Below are 12,903 nucleotides of genomic sequence, written 5' to 3' on the forward strand. Positions count from 1 at the left end.
TGAGCTTTATCGGCCATGCGGCTCGGTGTGATTGCAATACCTGATGACGGCTGCGGCACGGTGGTGGTGGAACTGCCCTCGCTCGTTTTGCACTCACGATTGCATCAGGCGAATAAACGTCCTGGGACTCAGGAAGTCTTCCACGTGAAAGTCCAGCCCCTCACTCATGCGGTTCTTGTAAGCACTCAACAAGCCGTTCCTTCGTCCCCGGCACGCACTGTCACCGCGGGTGAGGTTAACGGTGCGGTGGGCACGAGAGGGGATGTCGTAAAAAGCACGACATCCCTTCCTGACCCGAATCACGAACTTGATTTCTCCAAGCATGTGATTTACGGCTCGCTCGATGTAACGCCGCCCGGCGCGAGGTACACATTCGGCGAGCGCGAACAGCGAATCGATGCCTATGCCGGGCGCGTCGTCGCGCAGATCAAAACGATAGAAACGGGTGACGAAGGCCAGAGCAATATCAGGTTCCAGCACATTCGCCCGTTTCTGGAACCCGCAGGCTATTTCAGCGGTGGATTGCTGGCGGCGGGGTATGACCCTCATCAAACAATCACGGTGACGTTCAACGCGTATGTCAAGGAGCTCAATGGCGCCTCTCACTTGACTGATCAGGATGAGCGCACCTACTTCGCATGGCAAATCGCGGCCGGTGTCTTGAAGCACGATAAAGTAGCGCCGGGGGGACCGTTGAACGCCCAGGGCATGCAGATCAAGGCGCAAGATAGAAATACGATCAACGATCTCGAGTCGCTGGGCAGCAAACTTCAAAGTCATTGGGAGCAGGAAATATCCAGGCCGATGCGCGATTCCGATGGAGCTCTCGCAGCACGCTCGGGGAAAGCGGACGCCTATGTGGTCAAAGGAACATTGCAAAGCCTGCGTGACGACGAGGGCGTCTTTAGCCAGCTCACACCAGCAGGACAGAAAGCCGTCATTCGTACACTTGAAGAAAATGGAAACGTCGTTATCCCCAATATATACGGCTACCCTTTCGCCGGTTATGCCTTCGTTCCTTATGAAAATTATCACGGTGACTATGACCATCGGCCGCATGAAGGTTTGATGGTCGACCTCAAGCGCGGCACGGTCAGTGAACTGCACGGGGATGATGACTTTGCCAAATGGGCAGAAAGAAACCGCGCCAATGTAGTCAATGGCTTCAACGCCAGTGACAGGCAGGGCGGCAAAGACGCGCATTGGCCAAGGGCGGACTATGTCCTTGATACGCTGATCCACGGTAATGGCGCCACGTTCCCAGGCAGAAAGAATTTCTTCGCGGACAAGGCCTTGCCCGTTCGCGAGACATTCAATTACACGCAATCGAGAGACGACAATTATTACTTGAGATTTGGCGATCTGAAGAGCGGCATCGCCTCTCATTTCCAGGCGGTTAATGCAAAAAACGCGATGTGGGCCGACCAGACTGAGGTCTTTGGTGCGTCGCAACAGAACTGGAAGGCTGCCAAAGAGTTTTGGGGCAATACGTTCGGTTACCTGCCCGTCATCGGGAATACCGGCAACATTGTCTTTGGAGTCCATGACGCCATTAATGGCATGACACAAAACGATCGAGTGGGCGGCAGCGCCGCTGCGGTGATATCAGGCCTGCAACTGGTCCATGAAATTGCGACCGCGAAGGCAGACGCAGGGCTGGGAGAACCCTCGTTAGCCAATAGCGCTCCCGTTCAACACTACCGCTGGACATTTAACCCACAGACAAGCGACCTGGAGTTGCTGAGGGCATCCACTCCTGGCGCGTCCTTTCCAGGCATGCGGGAAATCGAGTTGGGTGGCAAAACCTATTACGCCGCCGATGCACCTGATGCCGGCGACGGCATGCACTACGTTTTGCGTGTAGTCGATCCGCACGATCCCGACAAGTTGGCCAGTAGCGCCATTGTTGCCAAGCCTGACGCGCAGGGCATCTGGCAGCGAAGAAGTGTCGTGGGCGGCGGGCTGGATGAACTCGAGGGCCGATTGAAGGACCCCGTCGGGTTTGGCTCCCGCGCGATGGTCTATGCAGACCCGGACGATGCCGACTATGTGATTAAAGTCACGTTCCCCCTGCCGGCTGCCGAGCGTGTGGCTGCAATGAAAAATGAGGTGGCGTTGTTCAACCGATATTATGGAGGGGAGCGTGCCACGTTCCTCGGCAGTAATGCAGCCGACACCGTTTCCTATATGCGTATGCCTAAAGTGCCGGGAGAATCGCTTGAGCAACTGATGGCGGGAGGGAAAGACTTGCCTGAGGGCTTGTCGGCCAGCGTGTTGAATATGCTGGTGGAGTTGGAAAGCGCAGGTATCGCTCACAATGATCTGGCAGCAAGGAATATCCTTTACGACGCCAACACTCAGCAGTGTTTTCCGGTGGATTTTGGTTCTGCCAGGGCCGCAGGGGGCAACTTGGCGCAGTCCGATGACCGCTACAGTATTTGGAATCTGAGGGAGGACATTCAACCGGATAACCAATCTTTTGAGGAGATGGTTGAGTTGTTGGAGGCGTTGAAGACGAATGCCGTCAGTTGAGCCGGCCGAATCGAAGAGGCTATCGATTCGGCCGGGGCACGTGGGTTCTGCAACCGCAGTGGGACTGTTACTGGCGGCTTTACATATTCGGGTAAGTCGGCCCGCCCGCACCTTCCGGCGTTACCCAGGTAATGTTCTGCGAAGGGTCCTTGATGTCACAGGTCTTGCAGTGCACGCAGTTCTGGGCGTTGATCTGGAAGCGCTTCTCGCCATCTTCTTTAGTCACCACTTCATACACGCCGGCCGGGCAGTAACGCTGCGCCGGCTCATCGTAGAGCGGCAGGTTGGTGCCGATCGGGATGCTCGGGTCTTTGAGCTTCAGGTGGCACGGCTGCTCTTCTTCGTGGTTGGTACCGGAGATGAACACCGAGCTCAGCTTGTCGAAGCTCAGCTTGCCGTCGGGTTTGGGGTAATCGATCTTCTGGCTGTCCTTGGCCAGCTTGAGGCAGGCGTAGTCAGGCTTGGTGTCGTGCAGGGTGAAAGGAATCCTGCCGCCAAAAATGTTCTGGTCGAGCCAGTTGAAGCCGCCGCCGATGATGGCGCCGAATTTGTGCACGGCCGGGCCGAAATTGCGGCTGGCGAAGAGTTCTTCGTACAGCCAGCTGGCCTTGAAGCTGTCGACATACGCGGTCAGTTCATCGCCGCCTTCGGATTCGGCAAACAGGCGGTCGGCTACCGCGTCGGCGGCGAGCATGCCGGACTTCATCGCGGTATGGCTGCCCTTGATCTTGGCGAAGTTCAGGGTGCCGAGGTCACAACCGATCAGCGCGCCACCCTTGAATACCATCTTGGGCAGCGAGTTCAGGCCGCCTTTGCAGATCGCACGGGCGCCGTAGCTGACGCGCTTGCCGCCTTCCAGGTATTGGGCCAGTACCGGGTGATGCTTGAGGCGCTGGAATTCATCGAACGGTGACAGGAAGGTGTTGCTGTAGGACAGGTCCACGATCAGGCCGACCACCACCTGGTTGTTTTCCAGGTGATACAGGAACGAGCCGCCGGTGTTCTCGTTACCCATGATGTCCAGCGGCCAGCCGGCGGTGTGCACCACCAGGCCCGGCTGATGCTTGGCCGGATCGATTTCCCAGATTTCCTTGAGGCCGATGCCGTAGTGCTGGGCATCGGCGTCGCTGTCCAGGTTGAAGCGCTGGATCAGTTGCTTGCCGATATGCCCGCGGCAGCCTTCGGCGAACAGGGTGTATTTGCCGCGCAACTCCATGCCCGGGGTGTACAGGCCCTCTTTGGGCTTGCCTTCGCGGTCGACACCCAGGTCGCCGGTGATGATGCCGCGCACCACGCCGTTTTCATCGAACAGCGCTTCCTGGGCGGCGAAGCCTGGGTAGATTTCCACGCCCAGGTTCTCGGCCTGCTGGGCCAGCCAGCGGCACAGATTGCCCAGGGAGATAATGTAGTTGCCTTCGTTGTGCATGGTCTTGGGCACAAAGAAGTCGGGAACCTTGGTGGAGGTATCGCTGCTGCGCAGTACATAGATGTCGTCGCGCATCACCTGCGTGTTGAGCGGGGCGCCCAGTGCTTTCCAGTCCGGGAACAGTTCGTTCAGGGCGCGTGGTTCGAACACGGCACCGGAGAGGATGTGTGCGCCGACTTCGGAGCCTTTCTCGACCACGCAGACGCTGATTTCCTTACCGGCTTCGGCGGCCTTCTGCTTCAGTCGGCAGGCGGCGGACAGGCCAGCCGGGCCGGCGCCGACGATGACCACGTCGAATTCCATGTATTCGCGTTCCACAGGCTATCTCCTACTCAAGGCTCAACAGGCTTTTTTTCTAATGGGTGGAGGTTCGGTGTCGGCATGCTGCAACGGCACGACCCACCTTTCTCTCTAGGTGGCGCATTATATCTACACCACTGGCAGCGTCCAATACAAACGTTTGTTTGAATTGCCCGCAGGCTAGGTAAATCAAAGCAACGCGGCTTATGACTGACCATTTTGCCGTATTGACCAGAATAGGCGTTCCGGTCAATATACGGTCGGTTTTGCGCTGACCGTAGGCAGACTGCTGGTTTCAAGAGCACGTCCAAAAGCAAGACAGGTGACGCGCGCGCAGCTATGGCGCGCAGTTTACACGCTGCGATTAAGAATGACTTCTCGGTCACCCCTGACGAACGGTCATTACTTCTCCATCGCTGGGTCATCCGCCGACCGTTTTGGAGGTGCCCTTGTGTGCCGATGAGCATCAACCGCCAGGTTCGCCTAGGCGACTTTCTTTTCACCGGAGAGTAACGAGGAATCCATGAAGGTTCTTGTAGCTGTCAAACGCGTTGTCGATTACAACGTGAAAGTTCGCGTCAAGGCGGACAATTCCGGCGTCGACCTTGCTAACGTCAAGATGTCGATGAACCCATTCTGTGAAATCGCCGTGGAAGAAGCCGTACGCCTGAAAGAGAAAGGCGTGGCGACCGAGATCGTCGTGGTTTCCATCGGCCCGACCACTGCCCAGGAGCAATTGCGTACCGCCCTGGCACTGGGCGCCGACCGCGCCATCCTGGTCGAGTCCGCTGAAGAGCTGACCTCCCTGGCCGTGGCCAAGTTGCTCAAGGCCGTTGTCGACAAGGAACAGCCGCAACTGGTGATCCTCGGCAAGCAAGCCATCGACAGCGACAACAACCAGACTGGCCAGATGCTGGCTGCACTGACCGGTTACGGTCAGGGCACCTTCGCTTCCAAAGTCGAAGTGAGCGGCGACAGCGTTGCGGTCACCCGTGAAATCGACGGCGGCGCGCAGACGGTTTCGCTGAAACTGCCGGCCATCGTCACCACCGACCTGCGTTTGAACGAGCCGCGCTATGCGTCCCTGCCGAACATCATGAAAGCCAAGAAGAAGCCGCTTGAAGTGCTGACTCCGGATGCTTTGGGCGTTTCCACCGCCTCCACCAACAAGACCGTCAAGGTTGAAGCACCGGCTGCACGCAGCGCGGGCATCAAGGTCAAGTCGGTGGCTGAACTGGTCGAGAAACTGAAAAACGAAGCGAAGGTGATCTGAACATGACTATCCTCGTAATCGCCGAACACGACAACAAGGTGCTGGCCCCGGCCACCCTGAATACCGTGGCCGCTGCCGCTAAAATCGGTGGCGACATCCACGTGCTGGTAGCAGGTCAGGGCGCTGGCCCGGTCGCTGAAGCCGCCGCGAAAATCGCTGGCGTGAGCAAAGTGCTCAACGCTGACAACGCCGCTTACGCGCACCAACTGCCGGAAAACGTTGCGCCGCTGGTTGCAGAGTTGGGCAAGAGCTACAGCCACATCCTGGCTGCCGCCACTTCCAACGGCAAAAACATCCTGCCACGCGTCGCCGCGCAGCTGGACGTTGACCAGATCTCCGAGATCATCTCGGTCGAAAGCGCCGACACCTTCAAGCGCCCGATCTACGCCGGTAACGCCATTGCCACCGTGCAATCCAACGCCTCGGTCAAGGTCATCACCGTACGCGCCACCGGTTTCGACCCGGTGGCCGCCGAAGGGGGTTCGGCTACCGTTGAGGCCGTCGCTGCCGCCCACGACGCCGGTACATCCAGCTTTGTCGGCGAAGAGCTGGCCAAGTCGGATCGCCCGGAGCTGACCGCTGCCAAGATCGTCGTTTCCGGCGGGCGTGGTATGCAGAACGGTGACAACTTCAAGCACCTGTACGCCCTGGCCGACAAGCTGGGCGCGGCGGTCGGCGCTTCCCGCGCGGCGGTCGACGCAGGCTTCGTACCCAACGACATGCAGGTCGGCCAGACCGGCAAGATCGTTGCGCCACAGCTGTACATTGCCGTCGGTATCTCCGGTGCGATCCAGCATCTGGCCGGTATGAAAGACTCCAAGGTGATCGTTGCGATCAACAAGGATGAAGAAGCACCGATCTTCCAAGTGGCTGATTATGGCCTGGTCGCGGACTTGTTCGAAGCCGTCCCTGAGTTGGAGAAGCTGGTCTAATCCAGTCGCTTCACTTATAAAGAGCCCGGTCTTGTGACCGGGCTTTTTTTTGACGTGTTGGAGCACCTCGCCATGCAACTGCGTTCCCTGATCCCGCTGCTGGGCCTTACGCTGCTGCCGACCTTGTCGCTGGCGGCCGGCAAATGCGAGCGTCTGGTCATTACCGGCAGCCCGGATGCGCCGCCGTTGCTGTGGCGCGACCCGCAGGACCCGACTCACCTGATCGGCGCCACCGCCGATGTGCTGCAACAAGTCGCCACGGACCTGGGCCTGAAAATCGACCTGCTGTACGGCGGCAAGCGCTCCCTGGCCCTGGATGAAGTGCGCAGCGGACGCATGGATATCCTCGCCGATGCGCCGTTGAATCTGGGCGAGCTGGAAACCCTCGACTACATACATCCGGCATTGATGCAGATCGATTACCTGGTGTGGACGCGCAAGGACTCGCCCCTGGTCTACACCACCGCTGCCGACTTGCACGGCCATAAGGGCGCCGCCTCCGAGCGCGCGCGCCTGAGTGCCGGGTTCGACACCTTTGCCCGCGAGCAATTGACCCTGCAGCGTCTGCCCAGCCTGACGCCAGCGTTCCAGAAGCTGTTGCTGGGGGAGGTTGACTATGTGCTCGCCAGCCGCTATTCCGGCATGGCCATGGCCCAGACCCTGGGCATGAACAACGACCTGGTCGCCCGCGAAGTACCCATCGACCAGCCCGGCCTGTACCTGGCCCTATCCCACAATTCGGCGTGCAATGATCCGTGGCTGCGCGGACAGCTGGCTAAAAAGATGACAGAATTGCCCGCGTCCGGTGTGGCGGAAACCGCGTTGCAGCGCAATCTCGAGCGCTGGAAGGCGCAATTGCAACAACCCGTCGGCACCTCAACAAAGTAGGGATTTTCAGTGACTCTTCGACCTCTTTACGCGGCCCTGGCCGTTGTCGCTCTGGCGGGATGTGCCACCGATCCTGCGCCAACTGAACAACTGCGCCTGACCCAGCAAGCCCTGGAGCAAGCCAACGCGGTCGGCGCCAATACCGATGAATCCCCCGAGCTGAAACTGGCCGAAGACAAATTTGCCAGGGCCAAAGGCAACATGGCCGACCAGTCCTACAAACACGCACGCATGCGCGCCGAACAGGCTGAGCTGGATGCGCGTCTGGCCGAGGCCAAGGTGCTGACCGGCAAGAGCCAGGAACAATTGAACGTGGTCAACACCCGCATCGCGCGCCTGCGCAAGCAGTTGCAGTTGGGAGAAGCCCAATGATCCGCGGTTTGAGTATTGCATTGCTGCTCAGCAGCGTGGCGCTGGGCGGCTGTGCCAGCCAACCCAGTAGCGAGCAGGCATTGCAGCAGGCCGGCAGTGACTTTCAGTTGGTCAAGGAAGACGCCAATGTATTGCGTTTCGCGCCCAAGGATGTGATCCGCGCCGGGGAATCCCTGGCGCGTGCCGATCGCCTGTCCAGCTATTGGGGCAGCGGCGCCGACGTGGTGCATTACGCCTACCTGAGCCAGCGCTACAGTGCCATCGCCCGTGAGCACACCGAGCAGGGGCTGAACGCTGAGCGTCTGGCCAAACTCGAGCTGGAACGCCAGCGCCTGCAATTGGCGCTGCGTGAAAGCAAGTTGGCCAGCGTGCAGCAGCAAGGCAAGTGGGTCGAACAGCAAATCGCCAGCCTGACCACCCAGACCGACCGTGGCCTGGTGATGACCCTGGGCGACGTACTGTTCGATACCGGCGAAGCCGAGCTGCAGAATTCAGCGAACCGTACAGTGTTGAAGGTCGTGCAGTTCCTGCAACTGAACCCCAAACGCAAGGTGCGCATCGAGGGCTACACCGATGATACCGGGGGCGAACACGACAACCTGAACCTGTCCCATGACCGTGCTCAGTCGGTGGCCGATGTGCTGGTCGACCTGGGCATCGACGAGAAGCGCATTCAGGTCGAGGGGTATGGCGACAGGTACCCGGTGGAGGCCAATGCCTCCGAACGTGGCCGTGCGCAGAACCGCCGGGTAGAAATTGTGTTCTCCGACGAAAAAGGCCAACTGGGCGCCGCTCGCTAAGAACCAGACACGGATCAAAATGTGGGAGGGGGCTTGCCCCCGATAGCGGTGGCTCAGTTGGAACATTTTTGACTGACACGCTGCTATCGGGGGCAAGCCCCCTCCCACATTTCGTCAGGCGTACGCCCTTACAGTTTTTTCTGTCACTGCGGCCCGTGCTCGACTATTGTGGCAACTGTCCCCGTACACTTCTAAACTGTGCCGGTATGTTTCACACAAAAATAAAATGCCCGTGAAATCGAGTGCTGCGTCATGACCAATCTGTTGCTCTACCAACGTATTGCCCAGCAACTGGCTGAGGACATCCGACGTGGTGTCTATCAGCCGGGGGAGCGCGTGCCCTCGGTGCGCAAGATGAGCTCCCAGCTCAATGTGAGCCATGCCACGGTATTGCAGGCCTATGCCAACCTGGAAGACCAGGGGCTGATCCGGGCGCGGCCGCAATCGGGCTATTACGTGCACCAGACACCGGCACTCACGGCGCCAACACCGGACATCGCGCGGGTTGAACGCCCGGGCCTGGTCACTCGCAGCAGCATCATCCAGCAAGTGCTGGTCGAATCGCGCCGTGAAGGCGTGTTTCCCTTGGGCGCGGCGGTGCCGAGTGTGGATTACCTGCCGGTACGGGCGTTGCACCAGCAACTGGCCAAGGTCACGCGCTTCCAGAGCCCGCGCGCTTTCAGCTACATGTTCAGCCCGGGGTTTGAACCGCTGCGTCGTCAGGTGGCGATTCGCATGCGCGATGCCGGCGTGGTGGTGGACCCCTCCGAAGTGGTGATCACCCACGGCTGCGTCGACGCGTTGCAGATGTCTCTGCGCGTGCTGACCCGCCCCGGCGACCTGATCGCCGCCGAGTCACCGACCTATTACGGTTTGCTGCAACTGGCCGACCTGCTGGGCCTCAAGGTCATCGAAATTCCCAGCGACCCGGCCACCGGCATGAGCCTGGAAGCCCTGCAACTGGCTGCCAACCAGTGGTCGATCAAGGCGCTGGTGCTGACCACGCGCCTGAGTAATCCGTTGGGCGGCACCATGCCCGAAGAGCGGCAGAAACAGTTGCTGCGCCTGGCCTCGGATTTCGATATCCAGATCGTCGAGGACGATATCTACGGCGAGCTGATGTTCGAACTGGGTCGTACCAAGGCCCTGAAAGCCTATGACCGGCTTGACCGGGTCATCTATTGCTCGAGTTTTTCCAAGACCTTGTCCCCCGGCGTGCGCATCGGCTGGATGATCGCCGGCAAATACCAGCAGGAAATCCAGCGCCTGCAGATGTTCAGCACCCACTCGGCGTGCAGCGTCACCCAGATGGGCGTTGCCGCTTACCTGGAGAACGGCGGTTACGACCGGCACCTGCGTTACATTCGCCAGGAATACCGCAAGAACCTCAGCGCCTTCCAACTGGCAGTGCAGCAGCATTTCCCCGAAGGCACCCAGATGACCCGCCCCACCGGCGGCTTTATTTTGTGGGTCAGTTTGCCGGGAAGGGTCAATACCCAGGAACTGCACGTGCGCGCCCTGCAACAGGGCATCAGTATCGCGCCGGGGCTGATTTTCAGTAATACGGAACAGTTCAACCACTGTATCCGGCTCAATTGCGGCACCCCGTGGAACCGCGAGGCAGAGCGTGCGCTGATGACCCTGGGCATGCTTGCCAGCCAGTTGTGCCAGGAGACGGCGTCGGGCTTTTGAGCGGGGCAATGGGGACAAGATTGATCTGCGTGCTTGTCATGCCGCGCACAACAAGCGAGCATATGGCCTTCTGCCGTTAATGCTGTTGGCGATATGACCTCTATTTTTCGCGCTGTCTGGATGGTTGGCTTGTTAAGCCTGTGCAACGTTGGCACTGCGCTGGCGGCATCGCCCGTCACGCAATCCCCGCCTGCCGCAAGCACCGAGCAGAACAGCGCTGCGCAAAAGCCGGCCGCGGTAAAGAAAGCGCCGCAGACGAAGAAAAAAACCGCCAAATCCAAAAAGCGCGCACCGATAGCGAGCAAATCCAAGTCCGCCCGCGAAGTCGCCCAGACCAAGCTGCCACCGGCACAGTTGGACCTGTCTTTGCCATCGGACATGGTCAGGCTGTTGCAACCCATCGGCACCATGCCCAAGCCCAAGAGCGTGCCGCTATTGCCACCGATGTTCAGTGAAAGACCTTCCGACAACAGCGCATTCCAGATCAATGGCCGCTTGCTTAGCAACGAGATGAAGCTGCAATTGCGTAACGAAGAGCGGCGTGACGTGGAAGGTGCTGCGCTGGATTTCGAATTCAAGCAATAAACGTCTGACTCTCAGTGACTCACGCTCCCGACCATCTGTCGCAGACTGGTCGGTCACTTGTGTTTTGTACGAAAAACCCCTGTTGGACCATTTTAAAACGGCTGTTTAAGGGCGTACTCTAGCCCGGCCATCCCATTGAGTCGTCGAGGACCTGCTGGTCATGAAATGCCGTGAAGGCTGTGGCGCCTGCTGCATCGCTCCCTCCATCAGTTCGCCGCTGCCGGGAATGCCCCAGGGCAAACCTGCGGGAGAACGCTGCCTGCACTTGTCGGTCGAACACCTGTGCCAACTGTTCGGTCAACCTGAGCGGCCGGCGGTGTGCAGCGATTTCAAGGCAGATATCGACGTCTGCGGCAATGATCAGGCCGATGCCATCCGCTTGATCGGCTGGTGGGAGCAGATGACGGCGGCTTGATGGGCTTTACTATCGGAACTTCAACAATAAGGAATACATCGATGGGTTCGCTGAAACGAATGGCTGTGGTATGCGGTTTTACAATGATGTTCGCGGGCGCTGCCCAGGCCGAGGATTGGCAAGTGGCCAAGGACGAGGACGGGATCAAGGTGTCCCTGAGCGAAGTGGCCGGTTCCAAGTACAAGGCCTATCGCGGGGTGACGGTGATCAAGGCGCCAGTGGCGAAGATCGTTGCGCTGCAGGAGGACGTAGCGGGTGCCTGCAAGTGGATTCATGAGTGCAAATCCCAAAAGCTCGTCGACAAGAAAGGCGATGAGGCCTGGACCTATACCCAGTTCAAGGCGCCGTTCCCGGTGACGGACCGTGATTCCTACATCCATGTGACCACCACCAAGTCCGCTGACGGCACCGTGACGCGCAAACTGGTGGGTGTGCCGGCCTACAAGCCTGAGGAAAAAGGCTATGTGCGGGTTGCCCAGGTGGAAGGTGCCTGGACGCTGGTGCCCAAGGGCGCCAACGAGACCGAAGTGACCTATCAGGTGCACACCGAGCCAGGCGGCAGCGTGCCGTCATGGTTGGCCAACAAGTTTGTGGTGGACGCGCCGTTCAACACTTTGAAAGCCCTGAAGGAACACGCCGAGAAGTAAATGCGGCTGATCCTGTGCCTCCTGCCTTGAGTGGAACGTTTGGTGAAGCCTTAAGGTCCAGATAGATGTGAGCCCACACATGGGTTTTATCGAGGAGGCACCGATGCCGAAGTGGAACATTTCTTTCATCAATGACCGTGGTGAGCCGGTAGTCGAGCAATTTGACTGCGATCATGAGCCGACGCTGGAAGAAGCTGCACAGATGGTGCGCGTGCGCGTGTCACCGGTATTGGAAAAGCTGGACCTCAACGATCTTGCCGATCGTGTCCCCGATCCGACGGTCAAGAGCTTGCACGACCAAAATGGCATCAAAGACCTCAGGGTCGAACCCGCCGCCTGAATATTCCTATACGCCATTCTTGCACCTCTGGTGCAGGCGATTGCTTCGCGCTACTCTGCAATCGAGATCAGCGAATGATTCGCTAAGGTCTGGTCTTGTCAGCTACATGCTTGTTTTCCTGCGGTGGTCATTGCCGTGGTACCCGCGCCAGCTGCGCGCGGGCTTCAGGAAGCACGGAAAGTCTATCCATCAGTCTGAGGAGGACGTTTCATGAGCACAGCCTATCAAGAAGACATAAGCACCAACGTTCTGCGCCGCATGAAAGAAGGCGGCTTCGACTTCTCACGTTTTCACCCCATCGAGTTCTACGCCATTTTTCCTGATGAAGAACGGGCGCGCAGGGCGGCGGGTCGATTTCGTGGAGAATCGCTGAACGCCCAGGTCAGCGCCCGCGACGATGGCGCCTGGTACCTGGAACTGAGCAAAATCATGTCCGCCACCTACGACGGTATAGGAGACTTCGAGCAGGACTTTGAGGCAGTGGTAGAGCCGCTTGGCGGGATCATCGAAGGCTGGGGCGTCAAGCAGGAGGTGCGTGGGTTACCCATGTAGCGTTTATGAGCAACACAGCGTATCGGCTGACCTTTGGGTCGGCCGATTTTGTTTGGGCTCCCCGCAAGTGTTCGGCATGTGCATCGCGCTTTTTGGGCACCCAAAAAAAAGCCACCCGAGTAGGGTGGCTGAAAGGGAAGATCAAGGAG

Annotated in this window: 13 protein-coding genes; 12 read left to right on the top strand and 1 reads right to left on the bottom strand. The window is 59.0% G+C overall.

What is annotated here, in order from left to right:
* The first annotated feature begins 15 nt into the window (after window positions 1-15).
* Window positions 16-2,532, top strand: coding sequence for an OspG family effector kinase (locus TU82_RS00195; protein ID WP_231982775.1), 2,517 nt, complete (start codon window positions 16-18; stop codon window positions 2,530-2,532).
* Window positions 2,533-2,611: 79 nt separating this feature from the next.
* Here the strand turns inward: TU82_RS00195 and TU82_RS00200 are convergent, their stop codons facing one another.
* Window positions 2,612-4,276: an electron transfer flavoprotein-ubiquinone oxidoreductase gene (locus TU82_RS00200; RefSeq protein WP_057721142.1), complete on the bottom strand. Its 1,665-nt coding sequence runs from the start codon at window positions 4,274-4,276 to the stop codon at window positions 2,612-2,614.
* Window positions 4,277-4,781: 505 nt separating this feature from the next.
* Between TU82_RS00200 and TU82_RS00205 the strand changes: the two genes are divergently transcribed.
* The 11 genes from TU82_RS00205 (at window position 4,782) to TU82_RS00255 (ending at window position 12,754) form a co-directional block, all read left to right on the top strand.
* Window positions 4,782-5,531 carry an electron transfer flavoprotein subunit beta/FixA family protein gene (locus TU82_RS00205; protein ID WP_024076934.1) on the top strand — a complete coding sequence of 250 codons (750 nt, stop codon included), beginning with the start codon at window positions 4,782-4,784 and terminating at the stop codon, window positions 5,529-5,531.
* 2 nt (window positions 5,532-5,533) lie between these two features.
* The gene (locus TU82_RS00210; protein WP_057721143.1) at window positions 5,534-6,463 is read left to right on the top strand and encodes an electron transfer flavoprotein subunit alpha/FixB family protein; all 930 of its coding nucleotides are present in this window, start codon (window positions 5,534-5,536) and stop codon (window positions 6,461-6,463) included.
* A 72-nt stretch (window positions 6,464-6,535) separates the two neighbouring features.
* The gene (locus TU82_RS00215) at window positions 6,536-7,351 is read left to right on the top strand and encodes a substrate-binding periplasmic protein (RefSeq protein WP_057721880.1); all 816 of its coding nucleotides are present in this window, start codon (window positions 6,536-6,538) and stop codon (window positions 7,349-7,351) included.
* Window positions 7,352-7,360: 9 nt separating this feature from the next.
* A complete protein-coding gene (locus TU82_RS00220; RefSeq protein WP_057721144.1) occupies window positions 7,361-7,723 on the top strand; it encodes a DUF4398 domain-containing protein in 363 nt (120 codons plus the stop codon).
* Entirely contained in the window at window positions 7,720-8,523 is an 804-nt protein-coding gene (locus TU82_RS00225) for an OmpA family protein (protein WP_057721145.1), read from the top strand. Before TU82_RS00220 ends, TU82_RS00225 begins: the two co-directional genes overlap by 4 nt.
* Window positions 8,524-8,775: 252 nt before the next feature.
* On the top strand, window positions 8,776-10,215 hold the full coding sequence (locus tag TU82_RS00230) for an aminotransferase-like domain-containing protein (protein WP_057721146.1): 1,440 nt from the start codon (window positions 8,776-8,778) through the stop codon (window positions 10,213-10,215).
* Between the two features lie 93 nt (window positions 10,216-10,308).
* On the top strand, window positions 10,309-10,800 hold the full coding sequence (locus tag TU82_RS00235; RefSeq protein WP_057721147.1) for a hypothetical protein: 492 nt from the start codon (window positions 10,309-10,311) through the stop codon (window positions 10,798-10,800).
* Window positions 10,801-10,960: 160 nt separating this feature from the next.
* Window positions 10,961-11,215: a YkgJ family cysteine cluster protein gene (locus TU82_RS00240; protein ID WP_057721148.1), complete on the top strand. Its 255-nt coding sequence runs from the start codon at window positions 10,961-10,963 to the stop codon at window positions 11,213-11,215.
* Between the two features lie 41 nt (window positions 11,216-11,256).
* Complete coding sequence (locus TU82_RS00245; protein ID WP_057721149.1) at window positions 11,257-11,862, top strand: START domain-containing protein; 606 nt, start codon at window positions 11,257-11,259, stop codon at window positions 11,860-11,862.
* A 79-nt stretch (window positions 11,863-11,941) separates the two neighbouring features.
* Window positions 11,942-12,202 (top strand): hypothetical protein, encoded by a 261-nt coding sequence (locus tag TU82_RS00250; protein ID WP_057721150.1) that lies wholly within the window; start codon window positions 11,942-11,944, stop codon window positions 12,200-12,202.
* 210 nt (window positions 12,203-12,412) lie between these two features.
* Window positions 12,413-12,754, top strand: coding sequence for a ribonuclease E inhibitor RraB (locus TU82_RS00255; protein WP_057721151.1), 342 nt, complete (start codon window positions 12,413-12,415; stop codon window positions 12,752-12,754).
* Window positions 12,755-12,903 lie beyond the last annotated feature (149 nt).

Origin of the sequence: Pseudomonas orientalis, assembly GCF_001439815.1 — a bacterium.
GTDB classification, from domain to species: Bacteria; Pseudomonadota; Gammaproteobacteria; order Pseudomonadales; family Pseudomonadaceae; genus Aquipseudomonas; species Aquipseudomonas orientalis.